At 71.0% G+C, this 18956-nt stretch carries 20 protein-coding genes; 7 read left to right on the plus strand and 13 right to left on the minus strand.

The features are described from left to right. The first annotated feature begins 51 nt into the window (after window positions 1-51). On the plus strand, window positions 52-1173 hold the full coding sequence (locus Adu01nite_RS35240) for a hypothetical protein (protein ID WP_203733614.1): 1122 nt from the start codon (window positions 52-54) through the stop codon (window positions 1171-1173). Here Adu01nite_RS35240 and Adu01nite_RS35245 read toward each other — a convergent pair. The 4 genes from Adu01nite_RS35245 to Adu01nite_RS35260 are packed head-to-tail and all read right to left on the minus strand — an operon-like array spanning window position 1157 to window position 5607. After that, entirely contained in the window at window positions 1157-3085 is a 1929-nt protein-coding gene (locus tag Adu01nite_RS35245) for a sensor histidine kinase (protein WP_203733615.1), read from the minus strand. The two genes, Adu01nite_RS35240 and Adu01nite_RS35245, sit on opposite strands and share 17 nt — an antisense overlap. Continuing rightward, complete coding sequence (locus Adu01nite_RS35250; RefSeq protein WP_203733616.1) at window positions 3082-4368, minus strand: sensor histidine kinase; 1287 nt, start codon at window positions 4366-4368, stop codon at window positions 3082-3084. Before Adu01nite_RS35250 ends, Adu01nite_RS35245 begins: the two co-directional genes overlap by 4 nt. Continuing rightward, window positions 4361-5026, minus strand: a complete 666-nt coding sequence (locus tag Adu01nite_RS35255; RefSeq protein ID WP_203733617.1) for a response regulator transcription factor — start codon at window positions 5024-5026, stop codon at window positions 4361-4363. Before Adu01nite_RS35255 ends, Adu01nite_RS35250 begins: the two co-directional genes overlap by 8 nt. Further along, window positions 5017-5607 carry a histidine kinase gene (locus Adu01nite_RS35260; RefSeq protein ID WP_203733618.1) on the minus strand — a complete coding sequence of 197 codons (591 nt, stop codon included), beginning with the start codon at window positions 5605-5607 and terminating at the stop codon, window positions 5017-5019. The genes Adu01nite_RS35255 and Adu01nite_RS35260 overlap by 10 nt, the downstream gene beginning before the upstream one ends. A gap of 68 nt (window positions 5608-5675) precedes the next feature. Here Adu01nite_RS35260 and Adu01nite_RS35265 point away from each other — a divergent pair, with 68 nt between their 5' ends. Next, window positions 5676-7064, plus strand: coding sequence for an Hsp70 family protein (locus Adu01nite_RS35265; RefSeq protein ID WP_203733619.1), 1389 nt, complete (start codon window positions 5676-5678; stop codon window positions 7062-7064). On the opposite strand, the gene Adu01nite_RS35270 is transcribed toward Adu01nite_RS35265, so the two are convergent. The 8 genes from Adu01nite_RS35270 to Adu01nite_RS35305 form a co-directional block, all read right to left on the minus strand. After that, on the minus strand, window positions 7000-8124 hold the full coding sequence (locus tag Adu01nite_RS35270; RefSeq protein WP_203733620.1) for a hypothetical protein: 1125 nt from the start codon (window positions 8122-8124) through the stop codon (window positions 7000-7002). The genes Adu01nite_RS35265 and Adu01nite_RS35270 overlap by 65 nt on opposite strands. Before the next feature lie 11 nt (window positions 8125-8135). Beyond that, window positions 8136-8663 (minus strand): SigE family RNA polymerase sigma factor, encoded by a 528-nt coding sequence (locus tag Adu01nite_RS35275; protein WP_203733621.1) that lies wholly within the window; start codon window positions 8661-8663, stop codon window positions 8136-8138. Continuing rightward, window positions 8641-9234, minus strand: coding sequence for a MauE/DoxX family redox-associated membrane protein (locus tag Adu01nite_RS35280; protein ID WP_203733622.1), 594 nt, complete (start codon window positions 9232-9234; stop codon window positions 8641-8643). Before Adu01nite_RS35280 ends, Adu01nite_RS35275 begins: the two co-directional genes overlap by 23 nt. Before the next feature lie 70 nt (window positions 9235-9304). After that, the gene (locus tag Adu01nite_RS35285) at window positions 9305-9748 is read right to left on the minus strand and encodes a hypothetical protein (protein ID WP_203733623.1); all 444 of its coding nucleotides are present in this window, start codon (window positions 9746-9748) and stop codon (window positions 9305-9307) included. A gap of 120 nt (window positions 9749-9868) precedes the next feature. After that, entirely contained in the window at window positions 9869-10036 is a 168-nt protein-coding gene (locus Adu01nite_RS35290; protein WP_203733624.1) for a hypothetical protein, read from the minus strand. Continuing rightward, a complete protein-coding gene (locus Adu01nite_RS35295; RefSeq protein WP_203733625.1) occupies window positions 10036-10560 on the minus strand; it encodes a hypothetical protein in 525 nt (174 codons plus the stop codon). The genes Adu01nite_RS35290 and Adu01nite_RS35295 overlap by 1 nt, the downstream gene beginning before the upstream one ends. Before the next feature lie 10 nt (window positions 10561-10570). Continuing rightward, window positions 10571-11068 carry a TlpA family protein disulfide reductase gene (locus tag Adu01nite_RS35300; protein WP_203733626.1) on the minus strand — a complete coding sequence of 166 codons (498 nt, stop codon included), beginning with the start codon at window positions 11066-11068 and terminating at the stop codon, window positions 10571-10573. Between the two features lie 11 nt (window positions 11069-11079). Next, complete coding sequence (locus Adu01nite_RS35305) at window positions 11080-11544, minus strand: hypothetical protein (RefSeq protein ID WP_203733627.1); 465 nt, start codon at window positions 11542-11544, stop codon at window positions 11080-11082. Window positions 11545-12159: 615 nt separating this feature from the next. Here Adu01nite_RS35305 and Adu01nite_RS35310 point away from each other — a divergent pair. Genes Adu01nite_RS35310 through Adu01nite_RS35330 form a run of 5 tightly spaced genes read left to right on the plus strand, consistent with a single transcriptional unit; the run spans window position 12160 to window position 16560 of the window. Beyond that, the gene (locus Adu01nite_RS35310; protein ID WP_203733628.1) at window positions 12160-12903 is read left to right on the plus strand and encodes an AfsR/SARP family transcriptional regulator; all 744 of its coding nucleotides are present in this window, start codon (window positions 12160-12162) and stop codon (window positions 12901-12903) included. A 32-nt stretch (window positions 12904-12935) separates the two neighbouring features. Further along, window positions 12936-14072, plus strand: coding sequence for an acyl-CoA dehydrogenase family protein (locus Adu01nite_RS35315; protein WP_203733629.1), 1137 nt, complete (start codon window positions 12936-12938; stop codon window positions 14070-14072). Further along, a complete protein-coding gene (locus Adu01nite_RS35320; RefSeq protein ID WP_203733630.1) occupies window positions 14069-14923 on the plus strand; it encodes a phosphate/phosphite/phosphonate ABC transporter substrate-binding protein in 855 nt (284 codons plus the stop codon). The genes Adu01nite_RS35315 and Adu01nite_RS35320 overlap by 4 nt, the downstream gene beginning before the upstream one ends. Then, window positions 14920-16092 carry a ferritin-like domain-containing protein gene (locus Adu01nite_RS35325; RefSeq protein WP_203733631.1) on the plus strand — a complete coding sequence of 391 codons (1173 nt, stop codon included), beginning with the start codon at window positions 14920-14922 and terminating at the stop codon, window positions 16090-16092. The genes Adu01nite_RS35320 and Adu01nite_RS35325 overlap by 4 nt, the downstream gene beginning before the upstream one ends. A 36-nt stretch (window positions 16093-16128) precedes the next feature. Beyond that, complete coding sequence (locus Adu01nite_RS35330) at window positions 16129-16560, plus strand: hypothetical protein (protein ID WP_203733632.1); 432 nt, start codon at window positions 16129-16131, stop codon at window positions 16558-16560. Window positions 16561-16642: 82 nt separating this feature from the next. Here Adu01nite_RS35330 and lon read toward each other — a convergent pair whose 3' ends face one another. Next, the gene (lon, locus tag Adu01nite_RS35335) at window positions 16643-18895 is read right to left on the minus strand and encodes an endopeptidase La (protein ID WP_239132938.1); all 2253 of its coding nucleotides are present in this window, start codon (window positions 18893-18895) and stop codon (window positions 16643-16645) included. Window positions 18896-18956: the final 61 nt, after the last annotated feature.

The following is an 18956-nucleotide window of genomic DNA, read 5'->3' on the forward strand; positions in this document are numbered from 1 at the left end:
GCCGGCGGCACCCAGCCGCACCCAGCCGACCGGTAACCGAAGGAGATCCCGATGACCGTGACCAACGACCTGGTTGTCCGGGACGACCTGGGAGACATTGTCGACCTGGTGTTGCAGGGCGCCGAGGCCAACGCCCGGCCCGATCTCGTCCGCCGGATGCGCGTGGCCGCGGACGACGTGGCCGCCGCGCGTCCGGCCGCACCCATCGCGGAAGCGGTGGTGTGGGCCCTGCAGTCGCTGGAGGTCGACCTTCGGATCCGCCGGGCCGCCCTGGTCGACCCGGGCCGCACGGCCCGGCTCGCCGCCGAGGCACGGCACGCCGAGGCCCGCCTGCGACAGTTCCAGGAGCGCACCGGCAGGTGGCCCCGAGTGCTCGGTGATGCCTTGGCGGCGACCGATTCGGACATCGATTTCGCCATCAACAACTGGTTGCGCGCCCTGCTCGACGCGGGCACCGTAGCGATCGAGAAGCAGGGGCTGGCCGGCGACGACCTCGATCGCTGGCTGCGGAAACGCCTGGTGGCCGAGGCCGAGGCGGTACAACGGGCGTTGCGCCTGGCGGCGAGCGAGATCGGCGAGCGGGTCGTCTCCACGATCGGGCTGAACGAGCCGGCGCCGCCGGTTTTGCTCGACCTCGAGCCGCCGGCCGAGCTGGTGGCGTACATCCACCGCGGTCCGCGGACCCTGTCCGAAAAACAGTCGCTGGCCACGCGGCTGGTCGGTGTTGTCATGCCGACCTACAGCGGCATCATGGTCGCCCTCTTCTTCCCCCGGCTCCTCGGTGTCGAGATGTCGCTGTGGGAGACCGTGGCCGGGGCCGCGGCCGGTGCGGTCTGCCTGGGCGGGGCCGCCCTGACCGGGGAACGACAGCGGCAACGCAGCCGGCGCAACGCGGAAAGCGTCAGTGAGCTGCGGTCGCTGACCGACGCATTCCGGATGGCCGTCAGCAAGCGGGTACGCGACGGAGTCCGCGCCATCGAGCAGCAGATGCATGTCGGCCTGAACGAGGTGGTGACGGCCGAGTCCCGCCACCTGTCCGCGCTGGCCGAGACGGCACGGCGCGCGGCCGAGGAGAGCGAGCGGCTGCAGGAATCGCTGGCCGACATCGAGTTGGACCTCGCCTCCGTCAGTGAGCTGCGGCAGCGCGCCCAGCGGCTCAGCTGGGCCGGCTGAACCGCTCCGGCAACGGCACCCGGCCGTCGACCCGGGTTCCGGCGCCCGGCTCCGAGCGCACCTCGACCATGCCGCCCAGCGCCGTGACCCGAGCCGTCACGTTCCGCAGACCTCGGCCCAGGACGGTGTTCGCGGCCATGTCCCAGCCCGGGCCGTCGTCGTGCACCCCGAACTCCAGGCGGTCCGCGCCGCAGGTGAGAATCAGCCGGATCGGCGCGCCGGGCGCATGCCGGCGCGCGTTGTTCACCGCTTCGAGGCAGCAGAACCAGACTGCCGTCTCGATCTCGGCCGGGAAACGCCGGCCGGCCGGCATCCCGGTTGTCGTGACGCTCAGGCCCAGTTCGGCCTCCAGCGCCGCGACCAGCCCGAGCCGTACGAGCCGCGGTGAGGTCCCGCCCGTCGCCGTACGCACCATGATGTTCTCCGCCTCGTCGAGGTGGGCGGTGAGCCGGTCGAGGTGGGCCTCGGCCGCCTCGGTGCCGGTGGTGACCCGGTGCTCGGCCAGGCCGATCGCCAGCCGCAGCGAGACCAGGTGGTGCTGGGCGCCGTCGTGCAGGTCCCGTTCGAGGCGGCGGCGTTCGGCATCCATCTCGGCCACCAGTCGTTGCCGTGAGCGGGCGATGTCCGCCGCGTGCGCCCGGACCGCCCGCAGTTGCCGGTCCAACTCGACCCGGAGGCGGTACGCCTCGAGCACCATGCTGAGGCTGTCGGCCACGTCGGCGACCAGCCGGGAATGGTAGGTGTCCGGCCCCATCGTGGCCGAGCGGTCCACCGTGATCGAGCCGAGCCGTTCGCCGCCGCGGGTGATGGGCAGGGTGACCAGGGCTTCGTCCTCGCTCGCGCCGGGGCGCGTCCAGGCGTACGTCCGCTCCGGCAGCCCGGGTCGCACCACGCTCAGCCGGCATACGTGCGCCCCCAGGTCACGCCCGACCGCTTCGGCCACGCGGGCCAGATCGGTGGCGTCGAGCGGGCTCGTCCGCGTCATCGCACCGATGCACGCCAGCACGCTGTAGGGCGTCGGCCGGCGCCCGTAGAGCAGGCGGTTCAGACCACGCTCGACGCGAACATGGACGGGCCGCAGGAGCACCGCCACCGGCACCGCCGCGACCGGAGCGGACACGACGGTGTGCAGGACCACGAACAGGCCGCCGATCAGCACGGTGACCAGGGCAACGACCAGTACGGTGCCGAGCCGGCGCTGGACCGCCTGCAGCGACGCGCGCCGGCTGGCGGCGATCGCGACCGTGACCGGTACGAGGTGGCTGAACCAGACCAGTGGCGCCGGATCCCGCACGGCCGCGAACGGCACGAAGACCAGCAGCAGCACCGCCATGATCACGGCCGCGCTGACCAGGATGCCGAAGAGCAGGCGGATCCGGGCACGCTCGATCGCCGTCAGGTCGTCGCGGCCGCGGTGCCGCAGGAACACCAGGGCGAGGGCCGGCAGCACGGCACCGAACAGCGCGACCTGGCTCAGCGTCGCCGGGAAAACCGCCGCGATGGCCGCGCCGAGCACGGCGACGACCCCCACCGTCACCACGATCTCGTCGCGGCCGGGGCCGCGTGATCCACCGGCCGGCGGGTAGGACAGCAGCGCGCAGGCGAAGGCGCCCAGCGAAACCGCGGGGAGCAGGAAGTCCCCGGTGATCACCGGGCCGAGGTCGGATCCGGCGCCGGCCAGCAGGGCGAGGGCGAACAGTCGCATCGATCTATCTCGATGCCTGGAGAGCAGGATCGCGGCCCCGAGGCCGAGGGTGAGCAGCCCGCAGCCGAGCTTCGTCACGGCTTCGGGGCCGGCATGGAAATGCCCCGCGGCGAGCAGGGAAATCTCGATCAAGAGCCGGCCGAAGGCCAGCAGACCGCAGATCAAACCCATGCTCCGGTACGCGACCCGCAGCACCCGCGACGTCACGGCAGCGACTCCCTGCTCGTGTCCGGCCGGTCCGGCAGCCAGGCATACAGGCGCAGCTCGCCCCGGTTCCCGTCGGCACATTCGACGGCACCGCCGAGAACCGCAAGCCGTTCGACATCGTCGACCAGGACGGCGCGCATCTGTTCCGCGGTCACCGGCGGTGACGGGTCCTCGATGAGGATCCGCACCCGGGCGTCGCCGTGGGCCACCCGCACCCGGATCTCCCCGGACGCCGGCTCCGCGGCGAGCACCTCGAGGGCGGCCGCGGTCACCTGGTACGCGGCCGACTCGACCGCCCACCCCGCCCGTACGGTGAGATCGCCGGTGAGCCGGACCGGCCGGTCCAGGTCGGCCACCAGTTCCTCGAGTGCCGCCGCCGGCCCCTGACCGCGCAGCACCGCGGGATAGACGCCGCGGGCGATGACCCGGAACCGATCGATCAACTCGTCCAGCTCCGCGCGGGCCAGCCGCAGCGCGGACCCGGCAGCGTGACCGCCGAGGGTGGCCCGGGCCGCGGTCAGGTGCGTACGCAGGGCGTCCAGGCGTCCGGCGGTGGCCCGGGACAGCTGGGTCATCAATCTGCGCCGCTCCACCTCGCGCGCCCCGGCGAGTCGGCGCCGGAAGCCGTGCAACTCCCGCACCAACTCATCGGCCCGGCGTCCGTGTTCGGTCAGTTCGGTGTTGAGCGCGGTCCTTCGCAGCAGCAGTGCGGTTCCGTGGGCGACGTCGTTCAGCAGTGCCCGGTCCTGCGCCGTGACCGGCGACTCGGGCTTCTCGATCGCCAGCACGGCAAGCAGTTCGCCGGCGTCCAGCAGCGGCACGGCGTACGCGATCCCCGGCCGGGACAGCAGCGCCGGAAGACTCGCCGCGCTCTCCGGCGCGCCGGAGCGGCCGGCGGGATACGACGCCACGACGGCCAACCGATCGCCGGTGGCCAGCCAGATGGTCGACCGCTGGGCCCCGGTGCCGTCGGCAAGGGCCCGGGCCAACCCGGGCAGGGCCTCGCGCAGCGACGGCGACCGCAGATGGCGAGCCGCCTCCGTCAACGCCGAATACGGGGTGACCTTGCGACGCCGGGTGATCCGATCCGCCATCGTGACGACGGCTCCCCGTAGCCGGGTGAGCAGAACGGTCGCGCCGGCGATCACGGCGAACGGCAAGGCCAACGCGACCGGGCGGTCCGCCCCGGCCCGGCCGGCCACCGCGGCGGCCGTCACCAGCAGCAGAAACGTCACCCCGGCAGGCAGAATCGTCCGCACCAGCCTGGTGACCGGATCAGCCACTGTCCTGAACTGACCTCAGAAACGTCAAGACGGCCAGCACGCGCCGGTGCTGCTCGGCGGCGTCCGACGGCAGCCCGAGCTTCATGAAGATGCTGGAGATGTGTTTCTCGATGCTCTTGGCCGCCACGAACAGCAGACTGGCGATGCCCGCGTTGGAGCGGCCCTCGGACATCAGCCGCAGCACGTCCAGCTCGCGGTCCGACAGGGTGGCCAGCATGTCGCGCCGGTTGCTGCTCGGCCGGTCGACCAGCCGCTGGGCCAGCACCGGCTCGATGACGATCTCGCCGTCCCGGATCCGGGTGAGGGTGTCGCTGAGGACCTCGACGCTGCCCACCTTCTCCTTCAAGCGGTACCCGATCGCCTGGGTGCCGATGTTCAGCACCCGGATCAGATAGTGGGTCTCGGCGTAGTGGGAGAGGAACAGCAGACCCAGCTCCGGGTGATCGGCCCGCAGCCGCTCGGCGGTGGACAGGCCGCCGTCGGGCTCGGGCGGCATCCGGATGTCCAGGACAGCCACGTCGGCGGGCTCGGTGGCCAGCAACTCGACCAGGGTGTCTCCGTCCGCGGTGCAGCCGACCACCTCGTGCCCGGCCGCCTCGAGCAGCATCACCAGGCCGTCGCGGAACAACGCACCGTCGTCCGCCAGCGCTACTCGCACGGAATCCTCACTCTTATCGTTCCGATCAGGCCATCGCCCACCTCCGCCACCCCGTCCACCCACCGGACGCGGTCCCGGACGGCGCCGATCTGGCCAGTATCGACATCGCCGAGGTCCAGCGCCAAGCCGTCGGCATCCCGTCGGATGACCACGTCCACCGTTCGAGTGGCGGGCGGCAGCGCCGCCAGAACCCCGACGATGACGAAATAGACCACGCCCTCGACCGCCGGATCGAAGCGGCCGCCGCCGGCGTCGACCCGGACCGAGGCGCTGCTCGCCAGCTCCCGCAGGGCCGGCCCGAGACCGGCCTCGTGCAGCAGCGGCGGATAGATCCGATCGGCGACCGCGCGCAGTTCCTGCTGGATGAGGTGCAACTGGTATTGCAGTTCCTCGATGTCGTGCGGCAGGCCGCCGACGTCATGGCGCGCCTTCTGGGCGAGCAGACCGAGGCGCAGGGTCAGCGCGGCGATCCGCAGAGCCGGGCCGTCGTGCAGCTGACGCTCGAGGTCGCGACGACGGCTCCAGTGCTCGTCCGCCCGGCGTCGGGCGGAACCGGTGGCGTCGTACGTGTCGAGCGTCATGACGTCATTCTCCGGAGGTAACCCGTTGCAGGCAGTGGGGCCAGCCCTACAAATGCGGGAGGTGTGCGGTGGGCTACGACCTCGGAGTCGATCTCGGTACCACCTTCGTGGCAGCCGCGATCGCGCGCGACGGCCGCGTGGAGATGTGCACTCTGGGTAACCGCGCGGCGGTCACGCCGGCGGTGGTGTACCTGACCCACGACTCGAAGATGATCTTCGGCGAGGCCGCCGAGCAGCGTGCGCTGAGCGACCCGGGCCGGGTCGAGCGCTGGTTCAAGCGGCGGTTGGGTGATCCGACTCCGGTGCTCCTCGGCGGGATGCCGCACCAGGTGACCGGGCTGATGGCCGAGCAGCTGCGCGACGTGCTCGACACCGTCACCAGGGCGGAGGGCGGCCCACCGGACCGGGTCGCGCTGACCCACCCGGCCGGCTGGGGCCCGTACCGGCGGGAGCTCTTCGAGGAGATCCCCCGGCTCGCCGGCCTGCGCGACCACGTGGTCCTGACCGAACCGGAGGCGGCCGCCGCCTACTACGGTGCGAGCCGCTCCATCGGCGACGGCGACACCGTCGCGGTGTACGACCTGGGCGGCGGCACCTTCGACGCCACCGTACTGCGGATCCGCAACGGCGAGGTCGAGGTGATGGGCGAGCCGCAGGGGATCGAACGGCTCGGCGGAACCGACTTCGACGAGGCGATCCTCCAGTGGATCAACCACCGGCACGACGGCGCGCTGGCCGAACTCGACCCGTTCGATCCCGAGTCGGTGGCGGCCATGACCATGTTGCGGCAGGAGTGCGTCCGGGCCAAGGAGGCGCTGTCGGCCGACACCGAGACCGGCATTCCGGTCGTGCTGTTCAACCAGCAGTTCTACGCCCAGCTCACCCGCCGCGACCTGGAGTCCATGATCCGCGCGCCGATCGAGTCGACGATCGGCGCCCTGGTCCGGGCGGTGTACGCGGCCCAGGTCGAGGTGGGCGAGCTGTCCGCGGTCCTGCTGGTCGGCGGTTCGTCCCGCATCCCGTTGATCGGCCGGATGATCACCGAGGAACTGGGCCGCCCCATCCTGACCGACGCCAACCCGAAACACGCGGTGGCGCTGGGCGCGGCAGCGGTGGCAGCCGCGGGCGTCCGACCGGCCATGGCCGGCGCTCGTGTCCTGGTCGGGGGCGGCAGCTCAGAAGAAGCCGCGGCCCCGCCCCACGTACCGTCCCCGCGAGGCGTCTCCCGGCCGGCACCGCCCGGCTGGATCTCCGAAGAGAAGCCATCGCCATCCCGAGCCCGCCGGCGGAGGACCACGGCTGCCGTCCTGGCCGTCCTGGCCCTCCTCACCCTGATCGGCGTCCTGGCCTTCCTGCTGATCGGATCCGCCCCCCAGCAGCCATCGCCCAGCCTCAGCCCGGAATTACGATCTCCGCCAGCTCAGGGTGGTTCGGCCAGTCCTGCGCGGAGATCTTGATGCCTGGCTGCGGCCCGGCGGCTGAGACCGCCAGCAGCGTGGTCATGCTGCCGCTGCCGTTCCGGCAGGAGAGGGCGAACCCGTCCGCCGTGGGCCCGAGCACGTCGCAGAACTGGTTTTCGAGGTCCATCTTGGGGATTTCGTAGCGGCCCAGGACCTTACCCGTGAAGTCCGCATGGATCACCGCGGTCAGCTCGCGACTGTCCTGCCCCTCGACACTGCGGGCGGCGACCACGTAGACGCTCTGATTGTCCGGTGCCAGGTTCACCGAACGGACCGACTCACCGTCGAGCTGCGCCGTCACATCGATGGTGACGGTCTGCCCGGCGCTGGTCGACCATGCGACGACCGGCCCGGTGCTGTTCTCGTTCCGGAACAGCACCGTGCCGTCCGGCAGGATCCCGAAGGCCTTGGTCCCGGCCGGCGCGGTCAGCTGCGTCGCCAGGCCGCTACCCACCTCGAGCACGGTGTAGGCGGCGTTCGTGTCGCTGTCCGTGCGTTGCAGCAGCAGGCGCCCGGAGTCACTCGACCAGGCGACCGGGAACACCGCGTCCGTCGCCGCCGACTTGACCGCATGTACTCGGACGTCGGTGAGGCTCCGCACCATGTACCGGCCGTGCGACTGGTAACCCAGCCATCGGCCGTCCCGGGACATGGTGATCGAGTGGACCGGGGGACCCCCGTCGGCGGGTGCGGGCAGGACGAACTGCCGGCCGTCGGTCAGCACCACGAAGACGCCGTCGCACGCATCGCGGCAGGGCGTGTAGGCATAGGCCGCGCGGCCGACCGGCCCCGCCGGAAGCGCCGTCGATCGACCCGGTGGCCGCAGCGCCCCGGCTTCGGTCGCGGCGCTGGGGCGGGCACCCTCCCCGGCCGGCACCGACGGTGTGTGGGCCGCACCGGGCCCGAGGACCACGACGGCACCCACCAGGCCGGCGAGGACCACGGGTACCACCGCCACCGCCGCCGCCGCGGACCGTCGCCGCTTGGCCAGCGCGATGACGCGCTCCGGATCGACGTAGTTGCGGGCCTCCGCGTCGAGCTCTCGATACGGAATCATCGTCTGGTCATTCACGGCCATACCTCCGACGGTTTCAGCGACTCCAGCAGACCGGGACCGGCCCGCCGCAGTGTGGCCAGCGCGTCGTGCGCGTGCCGCTTGACGGTTCCGACCGAACAGCCGAGTTGTTCGGCGGTGGCCGACTCGGTCAGATCCTCGTAATAGCGCAGGAACAACACCGCCCGCTGCCTCGGCGGCAACGAGGCCAGCGCCCGGGCCAGCGTGACCCGCAGTGCCGTCTGGTGGGCGACGTCGGTGCCCCCCTGCCGATCGGCGACCGCGTCGAGCGGGATCTCGGCGTACCGGCGGCGCCGCAGCCAGGACCTCAGCTGATTCACCATGACCTTGCGGACGTACGCCTCCGGGTCGCCACCGGACTGCACCCGGTGCCAGCGAACCGCGGTCTTCACGAGTGCCTCCTGCAGGAGGTCTTCGGCGGCTTGGTGGTCTCCGGTCAGCATGAACGCGACCCGCGACAGCGCCGGCCCGCGGGCCGCGGCGAACCCTCGGAACTCGTCATACTGATGTCGACGGTGCATCCGGCTCACTCTCTCGCGACACGCTCATATCAGTTACAACGCCGGTAGGCCGGCCAAAGGTTGAGTCGAGCGGCACCAGCCGGCCGGCCGAGGCCACCAGAACGGCCGGGGCCAGGAGCCACAGTCTCGCCGATAGCGGGGTGGGCGCGCCGATGGCGACAGCGATCGCGGCGACACCGGTCGCGACGGCCAGCACCCACGCCCGCGCGACCACGAGCGTCGTCACCGGCCCGCCGTCGCCGAAGCAGCCGCACGGAGCGCTGGGGGCGCGCACCTTCACCGCCGCGGTGTAACAGCCGAACACGGCGTAACACCCGGCGACCACCGCCAGCGCCGCCGCCGCTCGCTGGGGGGCCGCCGACCAGGTCACCACCGCCGTGCCGCCGAGGACGATCTCCGCGGGACCGATGGTGACGGCGACGGCACGGCGCAGGCTCGGCGGTACGAGTTGTTGCCGCCCGAGCACCTCGGCAAAGGCTCGGGCACCGCGTGCGTGGCCGAGGCCGCCCGCGACGAGCAGGAGCGCCGCGCCGAGGCCGGACGCGGTGGCGACCTGAGCGAGCGTCTGCACAGATTCTCCTTGGTGGACTGGACATGCCGGCCTGACGTGGCCGCCGTCGGACGACGGCCACGTCAGGTGGTCAACCGAGATAGCGGAAAAGCACTGCGGCGAGCACCGTGAAGCTGACTGCGGTGATCTGCCCGACCCGGCGCAGATGCGTGAGCAGTTGCTCGTCCCAGGTGCTCGGCGACCCGCTGTACGACCTCGACAAGGTCATCCAGGAGCGACCGAGACCGAAGCCCAACCCGGCCAGCAGACCGGGAACGATCCCGCCCACCATGAGGACCGCGACGACCAGCGCGTGCGGAAGCCCGGTCGGCATGAATGTGCGCACCCCGGTACCCATCTCGAACCCGAATTGGAGCGCACCCTGCATGCGCGCCTCCGGGATGATGCTCTGCGGCACGGCGCGGCCGTTCTGCGGCAGTTTGAGTGGCCGGCCGATCAGTTCGGCAACGAGGATGACGATCAACGCCAGGCCGCCCAGCGGCAGGCGAATGTATGAGGGCACGATGGACAGCACACCGGAGAGTGCGCCCAGGACGAGCCCTGAGGTGAGGGCGCCCAAGAGCAGCCCGCTGACGAAATACCGTGTTTGTCCTCGCCAGACCGACGAGGTCAGCAGTTCCGCTGAGTTGAAACTTCAAATGGATCCGGAGATCGAATAGCCGGCTGCCACCCCCATGAGCACCCACGCGAGGAACGGGCCGGCCCGGCCCGACGCCGCCAGATATGCGGCGGGGACAGCGAAGAACACGAGGGCCGCAGGCAGCACCAGAGGGTGATACGGCCGGCGCACCGCCAATACCATCAGGCTGATCCGACTCGGTAACTGCAGATCACGAAAATGGGCGACACGCTGCCGTACGAGGTGTAGCCGTCCGCGCACCGCCAATTGCCGCCGCTGTACTTCCACCGCCAGGCGTTCCGGGCCGGCGAGCCGCACTTCTTGGTGGGCCAGTAATTGACCGTGCCGGACGAGTTCTTGAACCAGCCGTCGGAGCCGCAATAGCCGGTGCTGTATTCGGCGCCGGTGCAGATCAGGTTATCCGCATAGCTGTAGCCACCGCAGGTGCTGAGCGTGGTCCACTCGTCCCCGACCGTCGCGAGCGCCTTGGGTACGAACTTTTCCGGCACCGAGCTGATCACGGTCACGGCCATCGCCGCACCCAGCGCACCAGCCGTCTTGAACAGGGAGCGGCGAGGCAGTCGGTAGGTCCCGTACCCGGCCGTTCCCTTGAGGGAGCCCCCGGCGAGCCGGGTCGTTTCGTCGTCCTCGTAATGGTGGGGAACACTGTCCCAGTAGTCCTGGGTGGCGTTCGAACGCGCTTCCATCTCTCTCTCCTTAGACGGTTTCCGCGGATACTGTTTGTTTGTTCGGCCCGGCCTCGAACAGTCGGCGCAGGTCCTCGTCGGAACCGACCGCTCGCCGGAGGCGCTCCGTGCCATCCGGGCCGTAGCGCAGCAACTGGGGCGTGGCATCGACACCGAGTTCGCCCAGAAGAATCGGATCGATGATCGCCTCGACCGGCGAACCGTCGACCCACGCCGCCGCGCCCGCGTCGGCCGACAGCAGGACCACCCGCTCGGCCGCCCCGGACGCGAGCTGCACCAACGCCGATGCCCGCGCCTGACAGGCCGGGCAGTGGGTCGACACCACGAGCACCAGGGCGTCCCGCGGCGCCGCCGCCGGGCTGGCGAAGGCGGACACCTGCCGGCGACGCGGCGGCAGCACGTTCGCCATCGCGTGCTGCAGGGCGCGCACGTCCCGCAGCAGCGCAGCCACCACGAACATCAGCAGCACGACGCCGAGCAGGCTGAATACGGTCAGGGAGTTGGCCACCGTCTGCACGATCAGCCGATCGCTACCTGGAAGTTTTCGGCAAGCTCCACGTTGGCCGGCGCGTCGGGATCGAAGAAGCCGAGATCGGTGACCGCCGTGGCGCCGGCGATGGTCGCGGTGCGCTCCAGCGAGCCGTCCTGGCGCCGGGTGTCGGTGCGCCACATGACCCCGCCCTTGACCTGCTTGCCCGAGTGGGCGGGCACGCGGATCGACGGGCTGGTGGTGGGCGTGATGGCGACCGCGCACAGGTTGGTCAACGTGTTCGCGGCCAGAACCATGGTGACGCTCGTCCCGGTGCCGCGCCTCGGCGTGACGAGAAGTCCGCTCGCGCTGTCGTTCAGGTCGACGGCGGCCATCATCTCGGTGAAGACCGAGAACGATACGTCGCGACCGGCAACGGTCCAGTACAGCTCGTGATGCGCTGAGCGCCAGAGAAATGTCGTGTAGACGGACTCCTCCTCGGTCTCGTAAGACATCAGGGCGACGTCCCGGAACGAAACCTCACGCCGTACGGATTTCTCGAGAGTCCCGTTGTGCCGGCGCACCGTCTCGTAGCTTCCGGCCGCTGCGACGTTGAGCGCGACCAAATTCGCCTGTCGGCGCAGAGTGCATTTGAAGCCCCACGTCCCGGTGAACTCCCGCGATGACCCCGCTATCGCAATGCTCCTACCATCTGGACTCAATACGGACATAACCTGCCCTTTCGATTGATAATGATCATCTGCAACAGATGCTACGAGGGGGCGGCTGGCATGGCGTTGCCCAATTGCTTGTTAGAAAGTTGTCGAAATGTTGTCGCCGCCATTTGGCAACGGTCAGGCCGGTCGCGTGAACGAGCACATGCCGGCACCCCAGCGCCTCGGATCGGACCATCCATGTTGGACATTCGCGGCGATCTGCGCACATAAGCCGGCCCGGCCAGATCTCAAGTTGCCCATAGCGCAAACTGTGAGCGATAACAGCTGGAGTCCCGGGGATCCTGGTCGCATGCATCGACCCCGCTCATTCCCGCTCGTACCTTACGATTGGCGCCACGGTCATGATCTTTGCTCGGTGACCGTGACCGGACGCGCCGACGGGGGAGACGTTCGATGGAGTTGCGACTATTCGGCCCGGTGGAGATTAATGCCTACGGGAATGTGATCGACGTCGGCCCGCCCCAACGACGAAAGGTCCTGGCCGCACTGGCGATTGAGGCCGGCCGGCCGGTGTCCGCGGAAACCCTGATCGATCGGGTCTGGGACGAGGAGCCACCGAATTCGCCGCGCCGGGCGCTGCACGCACATATCTCACACATCCGGCGGGCGATCGGGTGCGTCACAACGGACGCCGAAAAGCCGGTTCGGGTGGTCCGTCTCAGCGGTGAGTACATGCTGGATATCGCGCCCGAGCGGGTCGACATGTGCCGGTTCCAGCATCTCGCTCAGCTGGCCGACCGCTCGGATCGGACAGATGCCGAACGTCTGGCATTGCTGCGCGAAGCACTTGCCCTGTGGCAGGACAGGCCGTTACGCGGCCTGGGCGGGCAATGGGCGGCGCAGGTGCGCGAGCGATGGTGGCGCCGCCGGCTCGATGTCCAACTGACCTGGGCGCGCGCCGAATTGCGGCACCGCCCGGACGCCCCCATCATCACGACGCTGCAGGAGCTGATCGGCGAATACCCACTGTCCGAGCCACTCGTTGCCGTGTTGATGCGCGCGCTGTACACCAGCGGGCGAAGAGCCGAGGCGGTGGACTGTTATGCCGCCACTCGAAGACGTTTCACCGACCAATTGGGCATCGAACCGGGGGCGGAGCTCCGCTCCCTGCATCGGTCGATCCTGCGCGGCGAGTAGCTCACCGGTATCGAACTCATCAGGGGGGAAGCATGACGCAGTATCGGGCCGCACTGCAGGCTGTACTGGACGCCGAGGTCCGCCCGCACGCGGCGGAGGTCGACCGGACCGGTGAGTACCCGCGCGCGGCGATCGCCGCGCTCGGTGCCGCGGGCCTGCTCGGGCTGACCAGCGCCCGCGAGGTGGGCGGTGCCGGCCTGGGGCTGGACGCCGCCGCCGAGGTGATCGAGGCGCTCGCCGGGGTCTGCGGATCGACCGCGATGGTGACGCTGATGCACTACGCGGCGACCGCCGCGATCGAGCACAGCGGACCGGAGGACGTCCGCCGCGCCATCGCCGACGGCCGGCACGTCACCACCCTCGCCTTCTCCGAACGGGGCTCCCGCAGCCACTTCTGGGCACCGCAGTCGACCGCCACGGCCACCGGCGACAAGGTGTCCCTGAACGCCCGTAAGAGCTGGGTGACGTCCGCCGGCGAGGCCCAGAGCTACGTCTGGTCGAGCCTGCCCCTGGCCGGCGACGGCATGACCCTGTGGCTGGTCCCGGCGGCAACGACCGGGCTGGAGGTGGCCGGCCCGTTCGACGGCGTCGGCCTGCGCGGCAACGCGTCCCGCCCGATCGCCGCGAACGACGCCGTCGTGGCCGCCGATGCGATCATCGGCACCGACGGCGCCGGGCTCGAGGTGGCCCTCGGCATCGTGCTTCCGGTGTTCACCGTGCTCAGCGCCGCGTTCTCGCTGGGCGTGTCGGAACGCCTGGCCACCCTGGCCGCCGAACACCTCACCCACGCCCGCCTCGACCACCTGGGCCAGTCCCTGGCCGAACAGCCCGTTCCCCGGGCGGCGTTCGCCCGGACCCGCACGAGCGTGGACACCACCCGCGCCTTCCTCGCCGCCACGCTGGCCGCGCTGGCCACCGGCGACCCCGCTGCCCAGTTGCGGGTGCTGCAGGTCAAGGCCGTTGCCGGGGAGGTGGCCGTGTCGGTCGCCGGCGAGGTGATGCGGCTGGCCGGTGGTTCGGCGTTCCGCAAGGAGCTCGGCATCGAGCGGCATTTCCGGGATGCGCTGGCGGCCCGGGTCATGGCGCCGACCACCGAGGCCCTGGAGGACTTCACCGGCCGTGCCGTTCTCGGCCTGCCGCTGTTCGACGCCCCGGCGGTGCCGGCATGACCGCCTTCACGATGGGCGCGGTCGCCTACGACCCGAAGGTCGTCACCATCTGGAACGGCTTCCGGAGTTGGTTCGTCGCGAGCGGCCTGCCGTTCGACTACGTCCTCTACTCGAACTACGAGCGGCAGGTGGAAGACCTGATCGCCGGGCGCATCGACGCCGCCTGGAACTCGCCGCTCGCCTGGGTCCGGGCCCGGCGGCTCGCCGAGGCTCAGGGCCTGACGATCCGGGCGCTGACCATGCGCGACACCGACCGCGACCTGGCCACCGCCATCGTGACCCGCGCGGACAGCGACATCGCGTCGGTCGAGGAGCTACGCGGGCGAACGGTCGCGACCGGAGCCGTCGACTCACCGCAGGCGACCCTGCTGCCGCTGGACCACCTGCGCCGCCACGGCCTGCACCCCGGCACCGATTTCACGGTCCGCCGATTCGACGTCGGCGTCGGCCTGCACGGCGATCACATCGGCGGGGAACGCGACGCCGCTCGTGCGCTGATCGCCGGCGAGGTCGACGCCGCCTGCATCCTCGACGGCAACCACCTGCTCTTCACCAAGGAGGGCGTGCTGCCCTCCGGCAGCACCCGGCTACTCACCACCACCGGCCGCTACGACCACTGCACCATGACCGTCACCGGCTCCGCCGACCCGGACCGCACGGCACGCTTCGGGGAACTGCTGCGATCCATGTCGTACGCCGACCCGGCCGTGCGCCCGCTGCTGGACCTGGAAGGGCTGACCTCCTGGGAGGACGGCCGGACCGACCGCTACCGGATGCTGGAGGCGGCCGTCACCGCCGCCGGCTTCTACGACGCGGCGGGGACGGTGACCGCCGCCGAGTACCAGCCATGAACCTGGACCTGGCCGGCCTGGCCTTCGACACCGGCGGACGCCTGCTGATCCAGAAGGTGCTGGCCGGCCTGCCGCCGGGCAGCACCGTCACGGTCACCGGCCGCGACCCCTTCCTGACCCTGCACCTGCGGGCCTGGTGCCGGTCGGCCGGCCACGGCACCACCGCACAGGACGACGGTGCCGTCGAGGTCGTCAAGGGCCGGCCGGACGCCGACCGCTGGGCTCACGCCGAACGCGCCGGTGAGCCCGGCGCGGTGGCCCGCCGGCCGCCCGGGCACTGGGGACTGGCCGCCCGCGGCGCGCTCCTCGAAACCGGCGGCCCCGAACCGGCCTACGAACTCGCCGACCGCGACATCGTCTGGGCCGACCTGGCGCCACGCCTCTACGCCCACGCCGCGGCCGCGCAGTGGGACCCGGCGACCGCGGTCCCCTGGGACGCGCCGTTCACCCTGCCCGCGGACATCGAGGCCGCCATCGTGCAGATCATGACCTACCTGGTCGAGAACGAGCAGGCGGCCCTGGTCATCCCGGCCCGGCTGCTGACCCGGATCCACCCGCACTTCCGGGAGGTGCTCGGGCTGCTCGCGGTGCAGGCCGCCGACGAGGCCCGGCACGTCGACGTCTTCACCCGCCGCGCGCTGCACACCGGCGGCCGGATGGGCAGTTCCTCGGCCGGCGGCCGGGCATCGCTGGCGTCGCTGCTGGCCGAACCCGACTTCACCCTGGCCTCGTTCCTGTTGTCGGTGCTCGGCGAAGGCACCTTCGTGCACCTGCTCACCTTCCTCGAACGGCACGCCCCCGACCCGGTCACCCGCGCGGTGACCCGGCTGGCCCGCGCCGACGAGGCCCGGCACGTGGCGTTCGGGGTCGCGCACCTGGAACACCAGTCGGCGTCGGACCCGACCATGCTCGGCCGGCTGCGCGGCGCCATCGAACGCCGCCACGACATGCTCATCGACACGGCCGGCCTGAACCAGGACGTGTTCGACGCCCTGCTGCTCCTGGCCGCCGGCTCGTGGACACCACCGGCGCTGCACCGCGGCCACCTGGCCGTCCGACAACTCCAGGCGGACATGGACACCGGACGCCGGCGCCACCTGTCCCGCCTCGGCTTCCCCGACGACGAGGCCGCCGAACTCTCCGCCCTGCACACCCGCAACTTCATGTGACCCGGGATGGGCAGCACAGGTTCGTACACTGTGGAGGTGACCGGCCGACGCACGCACCGGGCAGTCGCCGCGATCGTGGCGGCGATGCTGCTCGGCGCCGCGGGGTGCGGTGCCGGCGGCGGTTCGGTCGAGGCACGGTTGGCCGACGGCGAGCTGCAGCTGACGTTCGACCCGTCGTGCCGGGTCGCTTTCCTGCGGCTCGCGGACCACAGCACCACGCTGTGGGAGATCCGCGGCGACAAGGACGCGGCCCCGCTGGACACGGTGACGGCCGGCGTCGCACCGCCCGGCTACACCGAGATCACCGACGCGCTGAACCGCGACCTGCCGCCCGAGCTGACGCTGAGCGTGAAAACCGAGGGCTGGTTCGGCACCACGATCGACATGACAACCCTGGCCGACGACTCACGCCGATTCGACCTGACCCCGATCATGAACGAGCTGACCCCGGCCGGCGACCTGTGCTGATGGTCGCTGACGAGGCCCAGCCCTCGCTACCGCTCGATCGTCACGCCGAGCGTGCGGTAGCGAGGGTCCCTCGACAGGCGTGTCAGGCGGCCGCGACCAAGCCGGCGGAGACGGGCTCCAGGGCCGTGCCCAGGATCTCGCGGACGTCGGAGACGATGTGCACGGTCAGTGCGGACAGCACGTCGGCCGGCACCTCGTCGAGGTCGGGCTCGTTGCGTTTCGGCAGGTAAACCTCGGTGAGGCCGGCTCGCTGGGCGGCGAGCAGCTTCTGCTTGACGCCGCCGATCGGCAGGACCCGCCCGGTCAGCGAGACCTCGCCGGTCATCCCCACCTCGGCCCGGACGTTGCGGCCGAGCAGCAACGACACCAGCGCGGTCGTCATCGTCACGCCGGCCGACGGCCCGTCCTTCGGGACCGCTCCGGCGGGCACGTGCAGGTGGATCGGGTGGTCGAGCTGCTCGGGCGAAATGCCCAGTTCCTCGGCGTGGGCCCGGACGTAGGAGAGCGCGATCTGCGCGGACTCCTTCATCACGTCGCCGAGCTGCCCGGTGACCGACAGCCCGCCCTTGTCGCCGGGCAGCAGCGACGCCTCGATGTAGAGCACGTCGCCGCCCATCCCGGTCACGGCCAGGCCGGTGGCCACGCCCGGAACGGCGGTCCGCTCGGACGACTCCGGGGTGAACCGCGGCCGCCCGATCAGATCCTTGAGATCGGTGGCGTCGACGGTGGCCGGCAGATCGCCCAGAGCGGCCTTGCGGAACGCCTTGGCGAGCAGCCGTTCCATGGACCGTACGCCGGCCTCCCGGGTGTAGTTCGCCGCGATCTCGCGCAGCGCGTCCTCGGTGACCGTCACCTCGTCCTCGGACAGCGCGGCCCGTTCCAACTGCCGGGGCACCAGGAAGTCCCGGGCGATGGCGACCTTGTCGTTCTCGGTGTAGCCGTCGATCGCGATGAGCTCCATCCGGTCGAACAGCGCCTGCGGGATGGTGTCCAGCACGTTCGCGGTCGCGATGAACAGGACGTCGGACAGGTCCAGGTCCAGGTCGAGGTAGTGGTCCCGGAAGGTGTGGTTCTGCGCCGGATCGAGCACCTCGAGCAGTGCCGCCGCGGGGTCGCCGCGGTAGTCGCTGCCGACCTTGTCGACCTCGTCGAGCAGCACGACCGGGTTCATCGAGCCGGCCTCGCGGATCGCCCGCACGATGCGCCCGGGCAGTGCCCCCACGTACGTCCGGCGGTGGCCCCGGATCTCCGCCTCGTCCCGCACCCCGCCCAGGGCGACCCGGACGAACTTGCGGCCGAGGGTCCGCGCGACCGACTCGCCGAGCGAGGTCTTACCGACTCCGGGTGGCCCGGCCAGCAGGATCACCGCGCCGGAACCGCGCCCGCCGACGACATTGAGGCCACGGGATTCGCGCCGGGCGCGGACGCCGAGGTATTCGACGATGCGTTCCTTGACCTCGGCCAGGCCGTGGTGGTCGGCGTCGAGCACGGCCCGCGCCGCGCCGAGGTCGGTCGCGTCGGTGGTGCGGACGGTCCACGGCAGATCCAGGACCGTGTCGAGCCAGGTCCGGATCCAGCCTGCCTCGGGGTTCTGGTCGCCGGCCCGCTCCAGCTTGCTGACCTCGGCCAGGGCCGCCTCGCGGATCTTCTCCGGCAGATCGGCCGCCTCGACCCGGGCGCGGTAGTCGTCGGTGCCGTCCGCCTCGCCCTCGCCGAGCTCCTTACGGATCGCCTTGAGCTGCTCACGCAACAGGTACTCGCGGTTGCGCTTCTCGACCGACTCGCGTACGTCGGTGTCGATCTTGTCGCTGACCTCGGACTCCGCCAGGAAGTCCCGGGTCCACTCGACGAGCAGCCGCAGCCGGGCCTCCACATCCGGAGTCTCCAGCAGCTCACGCTTGCGGTCGTTGGACAGGTACGGCGCCCAGCCCGCGGTGTCGGCCAGGTCGCCGGGGTCGTCGATGGCGCTGACCGAGTCGATGACCTGCCACGCCTCGCGGCGCTGCAGCACCGAGACCACCAGCTGCTTGTATTCGGCGGCCAGCTCGCTGACATGCTCACTCAGCGGGCCGGCCGTGACCGGTTCGGCCTCGACCCAGAGAGCCGCTCCCGGGCCGGTCACGCCGGCGCCGATGCGGGCCCGCACACGGGTGCGCAGCACGGCGGCGGGCGAGCCGCCGCGGGACTTGCCGACCTGCTCGAGGCGGGCCACCACGCCGTAGGTCGCGTAGCGATCCGCGAGCCGCGGGGCGATCAGCAGCTCGGAGCCGGCCGAGGTGCGTGCCGCATCGACGGCGGCCAGGGCCGCCTCGTCCAGCTCGACCGGAACGACCATGCCCGGCAGCAGGACAACGTCGTCAAGGAACAAAACGGGGAGTCGTTTGCTGGTCACCCGG

It is taken from the genome of Paractinoplanes durhamensis (assembly GCF_016862175.1).
Taxonomy (GTDB): domain Bacteria; phylum Actinomycetota; class Actinomycetes; order Mycobacteriales; family Micromonosporaceae; genus Actinoplanes; species Actinoplanes durhamensis.